The 18267-nt window shown below is 53.7% G+C and carries 21 protein-coding genes and 1 other RNA gene; 2 read left to right on the forward strand and 20 right to left on the reverse strand.

Annotated features, from left to right (window positions below; translation table 11 throughout):
• Nucleotides 1–8: 8 nt before the first annotated feature.
• The 7 genes from iolG to GCWU000341_RS09300 form a co-directional block, all read right to left on the reverse strand.
• Nucleotides 9–1031, reverse strand: a complete 1023-nt coding sequence (gene iolG / locus GCWU000341_RS09270; RefSeq protein WP_040653955.1) for an inositol 2-dehydrogenase — start codon at nucleotides 1029–1031, stop codon at nucleotides 9–11.
• A 61-nt stretch (nucleotides 1032–1092) separates the two neighbouring features.
• Entirely contained in the window at nucleotides 1093–1989 is an 897-nt protein-coding gene (gene iolE, locus GCWU000341_RS09275) for a myo-inosose-2 dehydratase (RefSeq protein WP_040654124.1), read from the reverse strand.
• Nucleotides 1990–2236: 247 nt separating this feature from the next.
• On the reverse strand, nucleotides 2237–3022 hold the full coding sequence (locus GCWU000341_RS09280; protein ID WP_009215711.1) for a 5-deoxy-glucuronate isomerase: 786 nt from the start codon (nucleotides 3020–3022) through the stop codon (nucleotides 2237–2239).
• Between the two features lie 16 nt (nucleotides 3023–3038).
• A complete protein-coding gene (iolD, locus tag GCWU000341_RS09285; RefSeq protein ID WP_009215712.1) occupies nucleotides 3039–4970 on the reverse strand; it encodes a 3D-(3,5/4)-trihydroxycyclohexane-1,2-dione acylhydrolase (decyclizing) in 1932 nt (643 codons plus the stop codon).
• On the reverse strand, nucleotides 4963–6009 hold the full coding sequence (gene iolC / locus GCWU000341_RS09290; protein ID WP_009215713.1) for a 5-dehydro-2-deoxygluconokinase: 1047 nt from the start codon (nucleotides 6007–6009) through the stop codon (nucleotides 4963–4965). The genes iolD and iolC overlap by 8 nt, the downstream gene beginning before the upstream one ends.
• 17 nt (nucleotides 6010–6026) lie before the next feature.
• A complete protein-coding gene (locus tag GCWU000341_RS09295) occupies nucleotides 6027–6881 on the reverse strand; it encodes a class II fructose-bisphosphate aldolase (protein ID WP_040653956.1) in 855 nt (284 codons plus the stop codon).
• Nucleotides 6882–7065: 184 nt separating this feature from the next.
• Nucleotides 7066–7827, reverse strand: a complete 762-nt coding sequence (locus GCWU000341_RS09300; RefSeq protein ID WP_040654126.1) for a DeoR/GlpR family DNA-binding transcription regulator — start codon at nucleotides 7825–7827, stop codon at nucleotides 7066–7068.
• A 469-nt stretch (nucleotides 7828–8296) separates the two neighbouring features.
• On the opposite strand from GCWU000341_RS09300, the gene GCWU000341_RS09305 reads away from it, so the two are divergent.
• Both GCWU000341_RS09305 and ssrA read left to right on the forward strand, forming a co-directional pair.
• On the forward strand, nucleotides 8297–9814 hold the full coding sequence (locus GCWU000341_RS09305) for a CoA-acylating methylmalonate-semialdehyde dehydrogenase (protein ID WP_040653957.1): 1518 nt from the start codon (nucleotides 8297–8299) through the stop codon (nucleotides 9812–9814).
• A gap of 606 nt (nucleotides 9815–10420) precedes the next feature.
• Nucleotides 10421–10763, forward strand: a transfer-messenger RNA (tmRNA) gene (gene ssrA / locus GCWU000341_RS13200).
• A gap of 149 nt (nucleotides 10764–10912) precedes the next feature.
• Here the strand turns inward: ssrA and GCWU000341_RS09315 are convergent.
• The 13 genes from GCWU000341_RS09315 to GCWU000341_RS09375 all read right to left on the reverse strand — a co-directional run bounded on the left by GCWU000341_RS09315 (nucleotide 10913) and on the right by GCWU000341_RS09375 (nucleotide 18261).
• Complete coding sequence (locus GCWU000341_RS09315) at nucleotides 10913–11695, reverse strand: hypothetical protein (protein WP_050761975.1); 783 nt, start codon at nucleotides 11693–11695, stop codon at nucleotides 10913–10915.
• A 58-nt stretch (nucleotides 11696–11753) separates the two neighbouring features.
• Nucleotides 11754–11960, reverse strand: coding sequence for a hypothetical protein (locus GCWU000341_RS13600; protein WP_155812767.1), 207 nt, complete (start codon nucleotides 11958–11960; stop codon nucleotides 11754–11756).
• A gap of 137 nt (nucleotides 11961–12097) precedes the next feature.
• The gene (locus GCWU000341_RS09325) at nucleotides 12098–12364 is read right to left on the reverse strand and encodes a phage holin family protein (RefSeq protein WP_009215722.1); all 267 of its coding nucleotides are present in this window, start codon (nucleotides 12362–12364) and stop codon (nucleotides 12098–12100) included.
• Nucleotides 12365–12386: 22 nt separating this feature from the next.
• Nucleotides 12387–12704 carry a hypothetical protein gene (locus GCWU000341_RS09330; protein ID WP_009215723.1) on the reverse strand — a complete coding sequence of 106 codons (318 nt, stop codon included), beginning with the start codon at nucleotides 12702–12704 and terminating at the stop codon, nucleotides 12387–12389.
• Nucleotides 12705–12727: 23 nt separating this feature from the next.
• The gene (locus GCWU000341_RS09335; RefSeq protein WP_009215724.1) at nucleotides 12728–12925 is read right to left on the reverse strand and encodes a hypothetical protein; all 198 of its coding nucleotides are present in this window, start codon (nucleotides 12923–12925) and stop codon (nucleotides 12728–12730) included.
• Between the two features lie 53 nt (nucleotides 12926–12978).
• Complete coding sequence (locus GCWU000341_RS09340) at nucleotides 12979–13398, reverse strand: putative ABC transporter permease (RefSeq protein WP_009215725.1); 420 nt, start codon at nucleotides 13396–13398, stop codon at nucleotides 12979–12981.
• Complete coding sequence (locus tag GCWU000341_RS09345; RefSeq protein ID WP_009215726.1) at nucleotides 13395–14066, reverse strand: DUF4376 domain-containing protein; 672 nt, start codon at nucleotides 14064–14066, stop codon at nucleotides 13395–13397. The genes GCWU000341_RS09340 and GCWU000341_RS09345 overlap by 4 nt, the downstream gene beginning before the upstream one ends.
• Nucleotides 14067–14080: 14 nt before the next feature.
• On the reverse strand, nucleotides 14081–14755 hold the full coding sequence (locus GCWU000341_RS12740) for a hypothetical protein (protein ID WP_155812769.1): 675 nt from the start codon (nucleotides 14753–14755) through the stop codon (nucleotides 14081–14083).
• A 52-nt stretch (nucleotides 14756–14807) separates the two neighbouring features.
• Nucleotides 14808–15374, reverse strand: a complete 567-nt coding sequence (locus GCWU000341_RS09355) for a putative phage tail protein (protein WP_009215728.1) — start codon at nucleotides 15372–15374, stop codon at nucleotides 14808–14810.
• A 5-nt stretch (nucleotides 15375–15379) separates the two neighbouring features.
• Entirely contained in the window at nucleotides 15380–16579 is a 1200-nt protein-coding gene (locus GCWU000341_RS09360; RefSeq protein WP_009215729.1) for a baseplate J/gp47 family protein, read from the reverse strand.
• Complete coding sequence (locus tag GCWU000341_RS09365; protein ID WP_009215730.1) at nucleotides 16579–16983, reverse strand: DUF2634 domain-containing protein; 405 nt, start codon at nucleotides 16981–16983, stop codon at nucleotides 16579–16581. Before GCWU000341_RS09365 ends, GCWU000341_RS09360 begins: the two co-directional genes overlap by 1 nt.
• Entirely contained in the window at nucleotides 16980–17288 is a 309-nt protein-coding gene (locus GCWU000341_RS09370; RefSeq protein ID WP_009215731.1) for a DUF2577 domain-containing protein, read from the reverse strand. The genes GCWU000341_RS09365 and GCWU000341_RS09370 overlap by 4 nt, the downstream gene beginning before the upstream one ends.
• Nucleotides 17281–18261 (reverse strand): XkdQ/YqbQ family protein, encoded by a 981-nt coding sequence (locus tag GCWU000341_RS09375; RefSeq protein WP_009215732.1) that lies wholly within the window; start codon nucleotides 18259–18261, stop codon nucleotides 17281–17283. The genes GCWU000341_RS09370 and GCWU000341_RS09375 overlap by 8 nt, the downstream gene beginning before the upstream one ends.
• Between the last annotated feature and the right edge of the window lie 6 nt (nucleotides 18262–18267).

Consider the following 18267-nt stretch of genomic DNA (forward strand, 5'->3'; position numbering starts at 1 on the left):
CTCTTTCGCTATGCCTCTATCTCCGACAGCTTCACGGCTCTCCCCTCTGAGAGAGACCTTCCCGCTGCTATTGCGACTCTCACGGACTCAAGCCCGTCCCGGCCTCCGACCGGAATCTCCCCTCCCTCCCGGACAGCCCGGATGAAGGCCCTGAGCTCCTCGATGAAGGCATCATTATATCGCTCCAGGAAGAACCAGGTCGGCTTCGCGGACTCCACTCCGGCGGAGGAGCTGATGAAGGCCTCATCCTCCAGGTGATTTTTATCCTGCACGCAGCCCTTCTCGCAGTGCACCTCCACTCTTTGGTCGTAGCCATAGGGCGCCTGTCTGCAATTATCGATCACTCCGATCGCGCCATTTTCGAACTTCAGCGTCACGACCGCAGTGTCCACATCCTTGTACTTTGAGAAGTCCGGATTGATCAGGCAGGCTCCAAACGCGGAGACCTCTTCGATATCGCTCCCGGCCAGGTAACGCGCCATATCGAAGTCATGGATCATCATATCCAAAAAGATTCCTCCGGAGACCTCCACATAGGACATCGGAGGGGCCTCCGGATCTCTGGAGCAGACCTTGATTACACAGGGCTTTCCAAGCCTCCCGGAGGCGACGATATCCCGGACCTTCTTATGACTTTTGTCAAATCTTCTCACAAAGCCGAGCTGAAGCCTGACCCCCGCCTTTTCCACGGCAGAAAGCGCCTCCTTGATCTTCGAAATATCCGTGTGAATCGGCTTCTCACAGAAGATCTGCTTCCCCGCCTCCGCCGCTTTAACGATGAAATCCGCGTGCGTATCCGTCGAAGAGCAGATGAATACGGCGTCAATCTCCGGATCCGAGAAAATCTCCTCTGTATTTTTCGTGCATCTCGGAATGCCGATTCCCTTCGCAAAAAGCTCCATTTCCTCATTCAGAAAGGGATCCGCCGCAAGCGTGATCTCCGCATCCGGGATCGCATTCTGAACATTCGCGGCATGCAGCTTCCCGATCCTCCCTAGTCCGAGAAGCCCGATCTTCAGCTTATCCTTCATCCTATTCCTCCCTTTTCCTTTCATAGACGATATCTGCACTTTCTTTTCTGCCCCGATCCTCTTACAGTCCCGTATGCTCCGCAATATACTTTCTCGCCTTGATCGCGTACTCCAGCGGATTCGCCCTTGCGGGATCCTGCTCCGCCTCCACGAGCACCCAGCCCTCATAGCCGGATTCCTCTATGATCTGAAAGAGCGGAGCGAAATCGACATCCCCGTCCCCGGGCACCGTAAAGCAGCCCTCTCTCACGCCCTTTAAGAAGCTCCATCTCTCCCTCGCGGCTCTTTCTGCGACCTTTTTCCTGAGATCCTTTAAATGGATGTGCCGGGTCCTTCGGATATATTTTTTCAGGACCTTCTCCGGATCGATCCCGGCAAAGGAGCAGTGTCCGCTGTCGAAGAGAAGAAATACAAGCTCCGGATCCACGCTGTCCATAAAGCGGTCGATCTCCTCCTCCGTCTGCACCACCGTTCCCATATGGTGGTGATAGCAGAGCTTCATGCCCCTCTCCTCCGCGAGCTTCCCGAGCCTGTTTAAGCCCGTGACGAGCCTCTCCCACTCCTCCTCGCTCATGACATGCTTTCCCTCCAGTATGGGCTGATCCAGTATGCCCTGAGTGCTGTAGCTTTGCTCCGATACGCCGATTCTCTCCGCACCGACCGCCTTTAGGAAGGAAAGCTCCCGGAGGAAGGCGGCCTCCGTCTCCTCATACGGTCTGCTGATCAGAAAGGAAGAAAACCAGCGGTTGCAGATCCGAAGCCCTCTGAGATCCAGCGCCTTTTTCAGAACGATCGGGTCGCTCGGATAATGACTCCCCACCTCCGTCCCCTGAAAGCCCGCGAGGGCCATCTCGCTCACGGTCTGCTCAAAGCTGTTTTCCTTCCCAAGATCCGGCATATCATCATTCGTCCAGCCGATCGGCGCGATTCCCAGTGAAATCTTATTCTTGTCCAGCATATCCTCTCTTCCTCCTCCTATCCTTTCTGTCTCCTCGAAGAGACCTGCTGCCGCCTTCTCCGGCATCTGAGCGCCCACAGCAGGTCGGTCTCGGTCTCGCCCCGGCTCTCCTGTACAGCGATGCGTGGGCACCCCGAAAGATCAAATCGCAAAATGCCGGGACGGCAGACAGTCTGCTCAGGATCCGCAGCGGCGCTGAAGTCTCCGGCATGGCCGTCACCCGCATAATCCGACCGGAGACATATGTCTAAAACTTCGCATCGTGGAGCCAGGTATATCTTTCGTCCTCACAGCGGTCTGTCTGAAGCCAGGGCCTTCCGTCCAGATGCCGGATCATCCAGCAGGTATACATCTGAAAGCCCGGCGCGGCCGCCTGCGGATGGAGCTCGCCCCCCGGGATCGCAGAAAAGCTTCCGTCCACGCTCTTAAAAACCCGGTCCCCGACAAAGCTCGCCCCGAAGCCTTCCGGCCTGTCAAACTTAAAATAATAGGTCTCCGGCTGCGCGTGTCGGTGCGGAAGATATCCGGACCAGTTCCCCGGATCATTCAGGACCTCCCCCAGTACCATATTGGACTTTGGGGAGATCTCATGGTCGAAAATCGTATTCACCCGCCGCTTCGCTGTATTTCCGAATTTTCCCACGCAGCTGTACTTCCAGGGTGCCTCCTCCGGGCGGTAGAGATGAGACGGAAATTTCGCTTCATTCTTCGTGCACTGCACCAGGATCTCTGCCTGTGTTTCGGCCCGGACGCAGACCGGCGTCCCTCCGGGCACATGCAGGGCATAGGGTCCCTCGCTGAAAACGTCCTTCCTCGATGCGGTCTCCTCCCTCCCCTCCCAGAGATAGCGGATCTTCCCGGAGAGAAGGAGAATTGCCGTCTCCTCTCCCTCCCTGTGGAATTCTCTCTTCGATCCCTCCTTCATCCGGTAGACGCGGATGTCCATCAGCATATCCGCATACTCATTGTCATAGCTTGTGAGAAGCTGCTCTCCGTTTTCGTCAAATTCCGGATATCCAAAGACCTTTTTCATAGATGAGCTCCCTTCCCTAGTATTTTCTCGCCTCTTCCCGACAGCGCGAAAGTTCCCGATAGGCCTTCCTGACGCTCTCCTTTTCCGAGACCTCGGCCAGCCCGGTATCCCACCAGGCCTCATAGCCGTCCGTCATGGTCTTCGGAAGGACCTTTAAATCGAAAAGGCAGCTCCCGCTCTCCTTCTTCGCATCCTCCAGCGCCGCCGTAAGCTCCGGGATCGTCCGGCAGCAGTAGCTCTTTAGTCCATAGCCTTCGCCGATCTTCTTATAGTCCACGAGGATCAGCTCTCCGTCCGGCTTTCTCCCGCCGCTGTAGCGAAACTCCGTCGCGAGGCTTCCGATCCCCCTCGTCATCTCCAGATTATTGATGCAGCCGAAGCCGCAGTTATCAAAGATCAGGATATTGACCTTCCTCTTCTCCTGCTGTATCGTCATGATCTCACTGTGAAGCATCTGGAAGCTCCCGTCTCCCACCACGCAGTAGACCTCGCAGTCCGGCTCCGCCATTTTGACGCCGAGTGTCGCGGCGACCTCGTAGCCCATGCAGGAGTAGCCGTACTCCGCGTGATAGGCTCCGCGCTTGTCCGTCGTCCACATCCTCTGCATGCAGCTTGGGAGAGATCCCCCCGCCGTGATGACGATGCCGTCCTCCGGCATGCACTTTCTGAGCGCCGCTATCGCCGCGGTCTGCGTGATCTGCCCTCCTGTCTTTTCCAAGAACTCCGGAATCGTGCGGGGATCTCTCTCCCGTATCATCGGTTCAAAATCGGATCCGGTATAATGGATCTCAGAGAGTCTCTCCATCTCCCTGCTCCACTCCTCCTTAGCCTCCCGGATCTCTGTCGTATAGGAGCTGTGATAGCCCCTCTCTCTCAGCCTTTCCGAGAGCGAAAGCAAGGTCCGCTTCGCGTCCCCGACTGCCTTTACGGCGTCCATCTTGCAGGCGTGAAAGCGGCTGTTGTTGATCGTCACGATGCGGATATCCCGTCTCCCGAAGAGCCACTTGGATGCGGTCGTGAAATCGGACAGGCGGCTTCCCACCGCGATGACGCAGTCCGCCTCCGCCGCGATCCGATTCGCCGAAAGGGTACCCGTCACGCCGATTCCTCCGAGGCAGTTCTCATCCGAGGATCGGCACGCGCTCTTTCCCGCCTGCGTCTCCCCGAAGGGGATTCCGAATTCGCGGCAGAAATTCTCCACCGTCTCCCCGGCCTCGGAATATTTCACACCCCCGCCCACGATCAGGATCGGCCTTTTCGATGCGGAGATCGCCTCCGCGATATCCGTAAGCTCCTCCTCCGCGGCGACAGGCCTAGTAATGCGATGCACTCTTTTCCGGAAGAAATACTCCGGAAAATCATAGGCCTCTCCCTCGACATCCTGGCAGAGGGAGATCGCGCAGGCCCCGGTATCCGCCGGATCCGTCAGGACACGCATCGCCTGGATCAGCGCCGTCATGATCATCTCCGGGCGGGTGATCCGATCCCAGTACCGGCACAGAGGCCGGAAGGCATCATTTGTCGTAAGGGCGAGGCTGGACGGCTGCTCCAGCTGCTGCAGTACCGGATCCGGACGGCGGCTCGCGAAGCTGTCGGCCGGGAAGACGAGAAGGGGGATATTGTTCACTGTGGCAGTCGCACAGGCCGGAAGCATATTGGCAGCCCCCGGTCCGATGGAGGAGGTACAGGCGATGATCCTCTTTCTGTTGCTCTGCTTTGCGAAGGCGATCGCCGCATGACACATCCCCTGCTCATTCCGCCCCTGCATCACGCGAAGAGAGCCCGGATCGCTGTCCAGCGCCTCCCCCAGTCCCACCGCGATCCCGTGTCCGAAAATCGTAAAGAAGCCCTCGACGAATTTATTCTCTGCTCCGTCCATCAGGATGTACTGCTGGTCCAGGAACTTTACGATGGCCTGCGCCACTGTCATGCGAATCGTCTTATCCATTGTCCTCCCCCCTCGCGATCCTCTCCCCATAGACTGCCTTTTCTTCTTTCATGAAGCGCTCCAGCTCCTCCTCATCCGGAAGGTCGAGGGAACAGTTATTGCTCCTCACCATCATCGCTGCCTCGGCGGAGCCGTATTCCAGGCAGTCCATGATCTCCCTTCCCTTGAACAGGGAGGAGAGAAATGCCGCATTGTAGCCGTCACCTCCGCCAAAGCCCTTCCTCGCTTCCACCGGGAACGGCTTTACACTGTAGCTTTCCCCATCGTCCGTGTAGGCGCTGGAGCCCTCCATGCCATGCTTTATGACGACAATTTTCGCATTATGCCTCATCCAGTACGCGGCGCTCTCGCGGTCCGTCATCCCCTCCCGGATCAGGCGCTCTGTGAGGTCAAACTCCTCCCGGGAGCCGATGATGAGATCCGCCTCCTTTGCGACCGCAGCATAATAGATGGAGATCTCATCCTTATTCTTCCAGTTATAGGCCCTGTAATCGATATCAAAGAAGACCTTCACCCGATTCCTCCTGGCGAGCATCACCGCCTTTAATGCGGCCTCCCGGGAGGGGCTCTCCGAAAGAGCCGTGCCGGAGATCAGGATCGCCTTTGCCTTTTTCAGATAGTCCTCGTCGATATCGGAGACATCCAGCTGCAGGTCCGCCGCCCGGTTCCGGTACATTAAAATCCTGCTCTCCCTGGAGGAAAGCATCTCCGTAAAGGTAAGCCCTATATTCTCCCCGTTTTTGCAGCGCCGGATATGACTGACATCAATCCCTCTCTCCTGAAAGAAGTGAAGCACGAAATCTCCGAGCTGATCCTCCGAGATCCTTGCGAAAAAGCCCGCCTTCAAGCCGTGCCTCCGGACACCGCAGGCGGAATTTGCTGGAGAGCCTCCCACAAACATCTCAAAATAATGCACCTCTCTGAGAGGCTTGAAGTCCTCCTTCACCTTCTCGCTGTACGCCGGATTGAAATCGACGGCGATGCGCCCGAGAAAAATGATATCCAGCTCCCTGTCTCTCTCGAAATCAAGATATCCCATGCCAGAACCTCCCCTATTCAAAGCTCTTCCCCATTGAAGACCCGGATATGATGCTCCGCCACCTCGCGCACCTCCTCCGCGATCCTTCCGCTCATCCGGTAGAAATCCGCCCTTCCATCGCGCTTTACCGAAGAGAGATAGTCTCCGGAGGCCCGCACCACGGCATCCGCAATCGCCGTTGCGATATTGATCTTTGTGATTCCCTCCTTGATCGAACGCTGAAAATCCGCATCGGAGATCCCGCTCCCGCCGTGCAGTACCAAAAGCTCATCCGGAATTCTTCTGTGGATCTCCCGGAGGATATCAAAGCGGAGCTTCGGCTCCCCGGTATAGTTCCCGTGCTTATTCCCGATCGCGATTGCCAGGGCATCTACGCCGGTCCTCCTTACGAATTCCTCCGCATCATCCGCCCTTGTATAGAGAATCCCGTGGTCCTCCCCCCCTCCTTCTCCCTTTCCGATCAGCCCAAGCTCCGCCTCCACATCGGCATCAAAGCCCCTCGCCATCTCCACCGCTCTCCGGCTCCCCTCCACGTTTTCCTCGAAGGGAAGGAGGGACCCATCATACATCACAGAGCGAAAGCCCAGCTCCAAGGCTCTCTGAATTGCGGAAAAGCTGGTCCCATGGTCCAGATGAACCGCGATCTCAAGCTTGGAATTCTTCGCCGCCGCGATCATCATGGGACCCATCAGCTCCAGGGGCGCCGTCCCGAATCTCGCCTCCGCAAGCTGCAGAATGAGAGCCGTCCCGCTCTCCTCCGCCGCCCTCATCACGCCGATCAGAGATTCCATGCTGTAGACACTGAAGGATGCACAGCCTCTTCCATCCCTCCGAGCACGCAAAAGCAACTTACTCATTTTCACCAATGGCATGGTTATTTTTACCTCTATTTTCGCCCGACCAACTCTGATTTACGTTAATATTATCTGGAATACCCCTTTTTGTCAAGCAAGTTATGGGTATATATTTGTATTATATTTGTATTTATTGGGTATATTATGGATCTGAACGCAAAAAATCCCCCACTCCGTGCCTTCACGAATGTGGGGGGAAGTCCTATGACAAAAGCTCTATATTCTGACTTCGGAAGTAATCCCGATACTCCGCCGCCGGGGGCATATCCGTGATTACGGCGTCCAGATTTTCGAAATCGCAGAAGGTGTAGAGCGCCGTCTTTCCGAACTTACTGTGATCCGCCATCAGAAATCTCTTCCGGCTTCTGGAAATTACCTCCTTCTTGATATTATACTCGTAGACCGAGGCATTCGTCAGACCGCGGTCCAAAGAGAGGCCGGTCGCCGCCATGAAGGCCTTGTCAATATTATAGATCCGGAGCCGCTCCACCGTCTCAATCCCCACAAAGGACATGGTCTCTCTCCGAAGCGTCCCCGGCAGCATGATAAGCTGAAGCTTCTCGTAGGGCTGCGCATTGCATGCCACCCTGAGACTGTTGCTGACGATGCTGCAGGGGATCTTTCCGATATATTTCACAAGATTCGTGCAGCTCGTCCCCGTATCAATAAATATCGTATCCCCCTCCTTCACGAGGGCGGCCGCCTTCTTGCAGATCAGATCCTTTTCCTCCCTGTGCGAGATCGTTCTTTCATCGAAGGCGGAGAGCTCCACCCTCCCCGCCGCGTCTCCCGCGAGCTTAACCCCTCCATATACCTTTTGGATATTGCCCCGGCGGCTAAGCTCCTCCAGATCCCTCCGTATCGTATTCTTGGAAACCTGGAACTCCTGACAGAGAAGATCCAGACTTGCATTCTTCTTCTCAAAGATATATTGCTCTATCGCATCCAGCCGCTTCTCTCTCATCTCCTCTTTGTTCCATCCTTTCCGCCGTCCGATCTCCATTCCTCGGGAAAACGTCCGAAGACATGCCGCAAAGTCCCTCCTCGTAGTGAAGTCCAAGCCTTGACGGCGTTCTCATAGGCTTCCTTTTCTCCTGCTCTTTCTATCATTATAATTTTCCTTTCGGAAAACTCAAGTTAATTTCCGGAACAAGGCTCTTGATTTGCTCATTTTTTTATTCTTTTATTGTTAAATTGTGCTCTTATTTTGCTATTTTACTTGAAAAATATTGACATATGACCATTTTATGATAATATTATACCCAATAAATACTCATTCCGGAATTTCCGGCATCACAAATATGGATAAGTCCCACGCGCGCCTGTGCAGGCAAGGCTGCTTCGCATTTACCCGCCGGGCAGGGGCTTATACACTTATATCCATGGCCGCCTTCTCGCGGTCAAAGGCTCTGTTTCATAAGGAGATCTGTGCTATGGGAGAAGTAAAACGATTAAAGTACTGCATCGACGGGGAATGGCTGGAATCCAAGGCGGAACGTTATATGCCGATCACCGACTCCAGCACCGGAGAGCTGATCGCCGAGGCGCCGTGCTGTACGAAAGAGGAGGCAGAGGCGGCCATCGAGTCTGCGGACCGCGCCTTTCCGGCCTGGAGCTCCCTCTCCATCTCAAAACGCCAGCAGTATATGTTTACCTGGAGGGATGTCCTGGTCCGGCATAAGGAGGAGCTCTCCCTGCTCTGCGCAAAAGAGCTCGGAAAAACCATAGGAGAGGCCCGCGGCGACGTGCAGAAGGCCATTGAGCCGACAGAGCTTGCCTGCAGCCTCCCGGCCCTCATTCAGGGCGACGCCTCCATGAATGTGACGACAGGCTATGACAGCACAAGCTACCGCTTCCCGCTCGGCGTCGTAGCCGGAATCGTGCCGATGAATTTCCCGGCCATGATCCCCTGGGGCTGGATGGTCCCTCTCGCCATCGCCACCGGAAATACTGTAGTACTGAAAGCGAACAGTCAGACTCCCCTCACCTCCATCCGCATCCTGGAGCTTTTCTATGAGGAGGCGGGATTTCCGAAGGGCGTCGTCAATCTCGTGACCTGCGGCAGACAGGAGGCCGAGATCTTCCTCACGGACCCGCGCATCAAGGCCGTGACCTTTGTCGGGACCACCGGCGTCGGAAAGAAAATCTACTCCATCGCCGCAGAGCACGGAAAGAGAGTTCAGGCTCAGACCGAAGCGAAAAACCACGCCCTCCTTCTCGAGGACGCCGATCTCGAGAGTGCCACAAATGCCATTATCAATTCCACCTATGGCTGCGCCGGAATGCGCTGCATGGCTCTCCCCGTGATCTGTGTCCAGGAATCCATCGCAGACCGCTTTGTCTCGCTCCTGAAGGAGAAGGCCCAGGCCATGAAGGTCGGCTGCGCCTATGAGGAGGATACCAGGCTTGGGCCTGTCGTCTCCGCCGCGCATCAAAAGAGTGTCTGTGACTGGATTCAGAAGGGAATCGATGAGGGAGCCAAGCTGGTTCTGGACGGAAGAGATTTCAAGGTCCCCGGCTATGAAAACGGCTTCTTCGTCGGTCCTACCATTCTCGATCATGTCACAGCGGAAATGTCAGTCGGAGACTGCGAAATCTTCGGGCCGGTCACCTGCATCAAACGGGTTCGGGACTATGAAGAGGGCATCAAGATCATGAATCGAAACCCCTTTGCAAACGGTTCCGCCATTTTCACACAGAGCGGCTACTATTCCAGAAGATTCGTCATGGATACCGACGGAGGCATGGTGGGAATCAATGTGGGCATCCCCGTTCCGACCGCCTACTTCCCTTTCTCCGGAAATAAGGACTCCTTCTTCGGGGATCTGCATGTGCTCGGAAAGGACGGTGTCCGCTTCTACACGAGGGCAAAGACCGTGACCACCCACTGGTTCGACGAAAAATCCGCGAAGCGGGAGGTCGGAACCTGGGAGGGGAGCACAGAGATCTAGGGAAATACTGATTTATTCATGACTCATGCGCCATGCCTTGTGCCTCAAAGGACACTCTCGTTCGGGGCTCCACGCAGCGGTACTAAATTTACACCTTTTTACACTCGTGTTCATTAAGCGCCGGCGTTCCGCACGTTTTTTCGGCATCAGGCCCGTTGGCACGAAATTTTTCTGATTGAGTCAGTGTTTCCCTGGGGGAGCGCTGCTCCATCCCTCCCCCGGTCTACAGCCCGGTTCCAAGCTTTCCCGTTCGGCCTGTACAGCGGCGTATCTGCATTACAGTAAATGCAAAAACGCCGCTTTTTTGATTCTTTATGAAGCTCTCCCGGCGTCTCTTCCTTCTTCCTCGATCTTTTTAAATGCGCTCCGTGAAATTCCACCTCCGGATTCCCGTGCTTTATCGGAACACAGGACATTTTACACATCCATTTCTCGCTGCTGTCCGTGAGATTCGATCGCTGCCTTATTATCTTCGCAGCTTATACCGCTGCCTCCGCAATATATTTTGCGGCTTTACAAATATTTAAAAAAAGTGTAGAATGCGTTTAACAGAGCTTCAGGCAGAAGCTTATCCATAGGCCACATGTCTTCACTCTGTATCTCTATGGGCTTGTACCGGTTTCGACGGGGACAATGCAGCTTTAGAAGCTATCCGAAAGACAGTTGCGTTAAACTTCAAATTAAATTTAAACGCTAACGACAACAGTTACGCACTGGCAGCCTAAGGGCCGCCGGCCAGCCTCAGTCCACTCATAGTCTGAGAATCTGACCTCATTTATGTGAGAAACGACATGGGCGCTTCCCCTCGCTCATGGGCGTATCCGGGGATACCGGCCGCAGCAGGACGTGCGCATCCTTCTGCGGCGGGGAATCACAAAAGCGTACTATGATAGTAGAAGGAAAGGGAATTTGTTTTCGGACACGGGTTCGACTCCCGTCAGGTCCATCCATAAAAAAGCAAGGAAATCCGCCGGAAATGGCTCCTTTCCTTGCTTTTTTCATGTTCGGATATGATGAAAATATCGCTTCAGCGGATGAAAAATGCGCTTTGGCGGTGCATGATGCAACACGAAATGCAACACGAAATGCAACACGAAATCACCGCACCCGCTCTCCGGAAATCGATACGAGAGCTCCGCTGTCATCAGTCTTAATCACTGGATCTTTCACACAGTAGCCGAAGACGTCGAAGAAGTAAAGTTTCCCCTCGATCCGGACCGCATTGTTAATGTGATACTCTCCTTTACGATGCCCGTAGGCATACCACCATCCGGTATCATCGTGGATCCACCCCAGTTTCTCATAGTCCGGCTTCGCTGCAGGAGGCATCGGATTATCTGTCGGGGCGGGATCCTGTGCCATCACTCCGCGATCCAGATTGATTGCTGTGTGATGCCCAGTGCAGAGCAGGACATCCCCAGGAAGAAGGCTCCGATCTGAGGTAAGATACTTCGGATCCTTCAGCACGATAAATCCGGCCCGTCTGAGCGTCTCCGTCTCATTGCCGGTATACATGTCTGGGCTCACCGCCTGAAGCGCCTGATCTCCCAGACGATACCCTGCTGCCTTTACGATTGCCGCCACTCCTGCGGAGCAATCGGCATCACACGGAGTTGTGATCCGAAGGGGATCATATCCAGACCGGGAGAGCTCCCGCCAGAATGTCGTCCGCTTCGCCTGATTATAGCCGATCAAGTCATTTCTTGCGGCGCTCTTCGCAAGATAGACAATCATAAGCCTAACCTTCACGCCCGGATGCCGAAGGACCGTATCCCATGGGCGGGAATACCACGGGATCACGGCCCATTCCCTTCCGGTCTGATCTCCTGCGCGCCCTCCGCTGTACTTTCCTCTTTCATCGTGCCCGCTATTTGCGATCATATCTTTCTCCTTTCTACTCAAAAGAGGAGAGCTCGCGCCCTCCACCCCTTTCTTTGTCTCACTTCTTTACCCCGGGCCCATTCCCAAGATCCTGCATCTCGTTGGGATCCTGAGACAGCGGACGCTTTGGATCCGGCCCCACATAGCTCATCTTCGGATCTCTATGGATTTCCGTTCCTGGTCCCTGCCTCTCATCCTTCCGCTTCCCATCATACCCGCTTCCCGGCTTCTTCGTATTCGTCTTGAGTCTCTGTACCTTTCTCATATCAGATCCCCTTTCACTTTTCTCTCCGTATTGATTCTGTATTTTAAGCGGGTTTGCAGGGTGGTCTACTTTTAAGTCTTTGTCCGCCCCGCTTTGCTTGAGGAGCTCCCGCATCATGCCCCTCTCTCAATATTTAATCAAACACCAGCGGTCATCTGTCGCCCGAGCTGATTGACGCCCGTAGCCGCCAGGCCAGATACAATCCCGATCGCCATGGCGTTAATGACGTCCTTTGCCGGATAGTCCGGCATGAGCTGCAGAGCTGCAATGCCGAGCAGCATCCCGGATACGCCGCATACGGCGGGGATCGCCTTGTCTGGCACAATCGGCCATGCCTTGCAAAGCATCCCGATCAGATAGCAGATCACCGTAATTCCCACAACACTCGTAAGCCCAAAATCCATGTTCTTTTCCTCTCTTTCTTAATCAATGCATGTGCAGAGCCAGCCCCTGCGCTACCCACATGGCAATCCCTCCGGCCAGGGCGGAAACGATCGCCGTGATTGCCGTACGTATGATCGCGTCCCAGGTCTGCCCCGGTTTATCCTCTAAGCTCTTTACACGTCCGGACAGAATCTTTTGCTCATCAAGCATTCTGGCCATGTTCAAGGCCAGTTCCTTCACCGACAGGATGATGTCGTTGATCTGCTTGCTGGCAGTTTCCTGATCGTTCATTCGGCGCTTTAGGCTTCCGATCTCCTTATCGTGCCCTTCGAGCTTTACCGCTACCTCCTCATCCGTCACATTTCAGCCTCCCTTCTCTTTCTTCAGTCCTTCTTGACGCCGGGGCCGTGCTCCTCATCTGCTGCAGCATCCGGATTGTGCTTTGCCCCGTTCGGTCTCCCGATATCATCGTCCGGGACGTAGAACTTGTTACCGTCGGAGTCCTCATGGATTCCGGCGTAGCGGTCTCCGGGCCTTACGTTGTTCGGATCCGTGTTGCGGATGATCCTTGTTTTCCTCATGCTTTCACCTCTTTCTTTGTAAATAAAAGGCAGGGGAGATTCCCCCGCCGGTTTTAAATTAGTTTGTAGTGCGGCTTCTCCTCTCCGAAGAATCGCCATCGCAGATAGTCGTCCAATACAATGCCGACAATGCTGATCGGGATCCAGAGGAGCGTGAATTGTGGGCAAATCTGGCCAAGGATATTCCCCGGCATGTGCGAGTAATCCCAGACCTGCCAGCCGAAGTGCCGATTGACGATCATCCCTGTGACGAACTCCAGGAGCGTTATAATCCCGGAGCCAAGCACGGCCTGCTGCCAAAGCGGCGTCTCCCAGGGGATCACCTTGTTAATGAGGCCGAGAGTGATAAAACAAACCCCGCCAAGCAGAAACATGCTCCAGTGGGACCGTCCCCGCCACATCAGCTCCATTACGACATAAATCAGACCTCCCGCGCCGAAGAGCCCGGTGTACTTCCCTAGCATCTTGCTCATGCTGCCCCTCCTTTGATCTGCTTTACAAGGTCCTTCAGGACCGGGTTTTGATGCTCCTCCGGGATCTCCGCCCCGTAAAAGATGGAAGAGAGCTCCGCCTCATCCTGGCAAGCATCCAGCCAGCGGTGCAAAGCGTTAAGATAGGTCGTGTGATAGGACACAAACCATACTGCACGCTGTACAATGGCTCTCATATCCTCCGCCGAAAAGTAGGTGCAGGGCTCCCCGTCTGCATGGTAGGCGCAGAGAGATGCCCCTGTGGTCAATTCCGCAAGCTTCCCGAAGAGATTCAGCTGGTCATGCTCTGACAGCGAGAAATGTTTTGTCTCGCCATCATTTAGCTTTACAGATATCCCACGCTGAATGATCTCAGAGCAGGCACGGTCGAGGGCGGCTTTCTTTTCCGCCTTCAATTCTGCTAGAGATGGACGGTGATCCTCTACGCTTCCTGCTCCTTTTTGATTGGCGATCCAGGCACTGAGCCCATCGCGCTTGCAAAGTATGTATCCAGTAAAGGTCCCGGCCTCCTCTCCTCCTTCTGTCAAAAGCACAAAGTGAGAAAGAGTTTCCGGAACTTCTTTTGCAAAGTCGACTCGAAGGACATGTTCTCTTTCCGGATAGATCCCCCGGATCCCGTATTCCTTATCTTCGATTCTTATCCTTTCCATGCTGTCCTCCCTTATTAGCCGTCCTTTAGAATGTCGATATAACCGACATAAGTTCTCTCTGAGAAAAAGTGGATCCGGTTCGGATGCTCCGAAGAACTCTCTCTCGTGATTTTCATGACTTTTTGATCAGAAGTAGCTCCTTCCGTCTTGATGGAAGCCGAGTCTACCCGGTTTAGCTGCTTCTGAAGATCATTCGTTACATGAGAGGATGCCGGCATATCTGTACGGTCGATAGAGGTGTTATTGACAAGGGAAGATCGATCCAGCTTTTTCACTTCCTCCCCTAGCGCCCGCTGAATCTCAGCGTCCAGTCGAAGGGAGATCCTGTCCTCGACCTCCTTCGCCCGGTTATATTCCCACTGAAGATTTTTAGACGTAGTGCTAATGTCCGAATCCAGGACCGATATTTGCCCGGCAAGTTGGTTTTCGGCTTCCGATGAGCGGTTTTGCTCCTCGGAAATCCTTTTCGATAAGGATGTAAGACGACCTTTCACGTCTTTGAAGAATTTCACGATCTTCCCCAGCAGCGTCTTCGTGACGTCCCCTGCAGCAGGGAGCGGCATCTCCTCCGATATTTCTTCGATAATAGACGCCACTGTGTCACTGATATCCCCGCCGGCACGATTTAGCTTTTCAGCGATTGCACTATCGAGCAGATCGAGATCTTGATTCAGATCTTCGATATCCACAAAATCCTCATATTCCGGCTGTTTTAATTGCAGATTCGTTGTTTTTCTCACTTTAACTTCCCTCCTGCCACTTCCTGTCTTCGTGAAGGCTTTTCCAGCTTTCCGTCCGGAGCTCTCCCCATGTAATGCGTCGGAAGCGCTCCCAGCGATTGTAGATCACCCGGATATCGAGCAGCATATTGGACGGAACCATGATGCCGGTGATCTCTCGGATAAAGTCCAGAGAACGAATTGAGGCGAGCATCACGGATACTGTCACGGTATAATGCTCATAATCCACGGTGCACTTCACGTTTTTGCTTCCGCACATCTGATAGAGCACTTCCTGAAGCTTTTTCAGAGTATACGGAAGCCCGGTCATTTTAAGCCCGAGCAGCCTTCTCCTTCGATCCTCCAAAGAGTCCGTATCAAAGGGGCGGATCCTCAGATACTCCTCAAAGCGTTGGATCCCTTCGGCGTCTGCCTCCAGAATGAAACGATTTCTAAGCCACCTCTGCAACTTCTCCCACGCGAGTACAAATTCCGGTTCCTCACTTTTCAAGATCACTCGGAGTTCCCGAAATTCCTGCATGTACTGCGGCAGGTAGCTCAGGAGGTCAACTTCTCTCTCTTCGCTCATATTGATCAGCCCCCCTTAACCCCTGAAAAAGCCGGGATCTCATTTTCCTTCAGGGAAAGATTCTCACTCTTTCCGTTGATGAAAACCGAGGTCACATCGACAATCCCCTCGATGGAAAGAAGTCGAGAATAAATTTGCGCCTGTCGGACAATGCATGGCCGCTCTTCCCAGCCCTTCCTAAGCTCCAGGAAGTAAGCTTCGATAGCAGCCTGAACCTGAGAAGCAAGGGCGGAATAGTGATACCCCGGGGCAAAGGTAAAAGATATCGTAAATTCAACAGGAACCTCCGTCGCAGTCTCTACATGGACAAGATGCCCAATCGGAGCCAAGCCGTAGCCCTCGCCAACGGGGCCAGGATCCAATGTTTTCTCTACTGTAGCGATGAGCTCCGAGGATGCCTTCCCATAATCCGACGCGAGGATCGTAAGTTTGACCGCGCCACCGGTTGTAAGCCAGTGTTTCTTCGCTGCTTCGTAAAGAGCAAAAACCCATTTTTTGACGTCAGGAGGGAGACTTTGCACCGCTGTGCTGTACCAGCTCTCGACATTTGCGTTTGGAATGAAATCAGAGGGTTTCATGCCATAATTCCACGCACGTTCCACCTTTACTGCTCCTACGCCGGGGATTGCGTTCACGCGGGAAAGATAGTCTGCTCGATTTCCCCCGAAGGAAAGATTCCGAAAGCTATCGTAGTAGCGCTTTCGAAGGGACTCGTCACTCTCCTCATCCTCCCCGGGGATCAGCACCTCTTTCAGCGTTGCTGTTTCCAGGCCGGGGATAAATTCAATCGGAATCAAAAGTCCGAAGTTCTTGTTCCCCGCCGTGCCAGGCGTCTCGCACAGCAGTTTATACTCTCCCGGCGCGATTTTCTCCGTAACGTGATAGTTCAGAGTCTCACAGGAGAAGCGGGCCCCGATCGGGACCTCTAAAGTAGCAGGAGTGCACACGGCTTTTAAAATACTTCCACTCGCCGGTTCCGGGAAAATACCTCGATCCTTCGCGTGCCGTATGAGATATTCTCGAGATGCGGTATCCGCAAAGGCCTGATCCAGCATCCAACGAAGAGAAATATAGAGACTTGCCAACTCTGCCGCGGCAGGGGCATTGCTGTCCCATACCAAAGAGCCCTCTCTTTTGTCGATATTCCCGGATATCCTGTCCAGCATCCTCCCAAGGATCGCCTCATAGTTCTGGTCCTCATACATCAGATTCTCACCGTCCTCTCTGCCTTCAGCTCTCCGAAGATCGTGTGCACGGTAAAGACTACGTGCACGACTCTCTTTTCCGGAAAGTCAAATTCGAAATCCGAAATCTCTGTGATTCGGGTATCCTGCAGAAGTGCTTCCCGGACTCTTCTCTCCAGCTCAGGAACCACCCATGTAACCGGCTCTCCATAGAGATCTAACGTCTCTATTCCGTAGTCCCAAGAATAGATTTCGTACTCATAGCGCTCTGTGTTGAGGATCTTGTAGATTGCCTGCCTCATGGCATCTTGTGCGTCTGTCATCCCCTGGATGCTTTTTCTTTCGATGTCCATCCAATGCGTAAGGGAGGGACGCTCTTCAATAGAAAAATCTCTGTCCAAAAGTCCGCTTGTTATAGGAATCATTTCGCCACCCTGTCGAGCGCCAAAAAGCTCTGCCCTCCCTGCTGACGCAAAAGTATCAGCTTATCTCCTGCTTTCAGTGCGCCGTAGAACGTCACATTCCTCTCTCCAATCCGGACCGTATGATCCGTTAAATATTCGGGGAGGATCAGGACGTCTCGCTCAAGCCTTAACTGCTGGTCCGTTATAACGACAAGAGGATTTACGCTGCCTACCGTCCCGTACAGGATGTGGACCGGATCCCCCGCCGCCACTGCATCCGCCGCCTGCTTCTTCATCAGCTCTACAAATCGCGTCATATCAAGCATTGATCTCTCCTCCTCGCAGGCTTAAATCCATCCAATGTTCCCCATCCTTATAGTTGTGGCTGCACTCCTCTACGAGCATGAAGTTCTGTATAGAACTCTCCTCCAGCATAAGCTTCACCACAATCAACGAGCCGGCGCGAACGCGATCGTCCCCCAGCACGTTTTTCAGCTTCAGTTTCTTTGTCTTTTTATTGTAGAGGGCCAAAAGGGCGTCTGCCTTTGCCTGCCCGTTTTCGCCCTCCTTTAAAGTATCGAAATACTGCAAAAGCCCCCATTTGTTGATATTCTCCCCGGACTTTGCGATATAGGTCTCCCGCTTTCCAGCCTTCTTATCCTCATAAGACAGCTTGATCTGGTTATAACTGTTCCCGTCAATGCTGATCGAATAGTCATAATCCTGCCCGCTCTCCTGATCGATCAGAAGATATTGTTCCCCAGATCCCACCTTCATACTCGAAATATTCTTAAGCGAAAGTTTTCCGAAATCGTCATATAAAACAAACATCTCCTTCGTGTTTTGCAAAGTCAGATCCAGGGCGTTTTCTATCATTTCGAGAAAGCTCTTTTTGTCCTCTGATCTGACCGGGATAACGTAGCGGGAGTCTTCCAGATCACCAATTTTAAGCTTTGCGTCCTCCGCGATCATACGGATCAGCTGGGACGCGGTTTTTTCTCGATAGACCCAAGTGTCTTGATATTTCAGATAGCGCAGCTGATCATAGGCCGTAATAGAGATTACGCCGTCCCGAGAGCACTCCCTTTGAAAAATAAATCCGAAGAAAATCGGATTCCCATCATGAAGAAAACGTACTTCGCTCCCCTCGCCGAATTGAAGAACACTGTCTTTTCTTACCTTAAAGCTCAGTTTTCCCGGAGTGCTCCTCCGCTTTGTACTCCAGCTGATCCCCTCCAAGACCGCGGGAGAGAAAAATTTTTTATGGTCCTCGCTGCTTACGATCAAGTCAATTGCCATTTGTTT

Origin of the sequence: Oribacterium sp. oral taxon 078 str. F0262 (assembly GCF_000160135.1) — a bacterium.
Lineage (GTDB): Bacteria > Bacillota > Clostridia > Lachnospirales > Lachnospiraceae > Oribacterium.

Coding starts and splice junctions, on each gene's coding strand:
- iolG (WP_040653955.1), bottom strand. CDS start 1,031: ATGAAGGATAAGCTGAAGATCGGGCTTCTCGGACTAGGGAGGATCGGG.
- iolE (WP_040654124.1), bottom strand. CDS start 1,989: ATGCTGGACAAGAATAAGATTTCACTGGGAATCGCGCCGATCGGCTGG.
- GCWU000341_RS09280 (WP_009215711.1), bottom strand. CDS start 3,022: ATGAAAAAGGTCTTTGGATATCCGGAATTTGACGAAAACGGAGAGCAG.
- iolD (WP_009215712.1), bottom strand. CDS start 4,970: ATGGATAAGACGATTCGCATGACAGTGGCGCAGGCCATCGTAAAGTTC.
- iolC (WP_009215713.1), bottom strand. CDS start 6,009: ATGGGATATCTTGATTTCGAGAGAGACAGGGAGCTGGATATCATTTTT.
- GCWU000341_RS09295 (WP_040653956.1), bottom strand. CDS start 6,881: ATGCCATTGGTGAAAATGAGTAAGTTGCTTTTGCGTGCTCGGAGGGAT.
- GCWU000341_RS09300 (WP_040654126.1), bottom strand. CDS start 7,827: ATGAGAGAGAAGCGGCTGGATGCGATAGAGCAATATATCTTTGAGAAG.
- GCWU000341_RS09305 (WP_040653957.1), top strand. CDS start 8,297: ATGGGAGAAGTAAAACGATTAAAGTACTGCATCGACGGGGAATGGCTG.
- GCWU000341_RS09315 (WP_050761975.1), bottom strand. CDS start 11,695: ATGATCGCAAATAGCGGGCACGATGAAAGAGGAAAGTACAGCGGAGGG.
- GCWU000341_RS13600 (WP_155812767.1), bottom strand. CDS start 11,960: ATGAGAAAGGTACAGAGACTCAAGACGAATACGAAGAAGCCGGGAAGC.
- GCWU000341_RS09325 (WP_009215722.1), bottom strand. CDS start 12,364: ATGGATTTTGGGCTTACGAGTGTTGTGGGAATTACGGTGATCTGCTAT.
- GCWU000341_RS09335 (WP_009215724.1), bottom strand. CDS start 12,925: ATGAGGAAAACAAGGATCATCCGCAACACGGATCCGAACAACGTAAGG.
- GCWU000341_RS09340 (WP_009215725.1), bottom strand. CDS start 13,398: ATGAGCAAGATGCTAGGGAAGTACACCGGGCTCTTCGGCGCGGGAGGT.
- GCWU000341_RS09345 (WP_009215726.1), bottom strand. CDS start 14,066: ATGGAAAGGATAAGAATCGAAGATAAGGAATACGGGATCCGGGGGATC.
- GCWU000341_RS09355 (WP_009215728.1), bottom strand. CDS start 15,374: ATGAGCGAAGAGAGAGAAGTTGACCTCCTGAGCTACCTGCCGCAGTAC.
- GCWU000341_RS09360 (WP_009215729.1), bottom strand. CDS start 16,579: ATGTATGAGGACCAGAACTATGAGGCGATCCTTGGGAGGATGCTGGAC.
- GCWU000341_RS09365 (WP_009215730.1), bottom strand. CDS start 16,983: ATGATTCCTATAACAAGCGGACTTTTGGACAGAGATTTTTCTATTGAA.
- GCWU000341_RS09370 (WP_009215731.1), bottom strand. CDS start 17,288: ATGCTTGATATGACGCGATTTGTAGAGCTGATGAAGAAGCAGGCGGCG.
- GCWU000341_RS09375 (WP_009215732.1), bottom strand. CDS start 18,261: ATGGCAATTGACTTGATCGTAAGCAGCGAGGACCATAAAAAATTTTTC.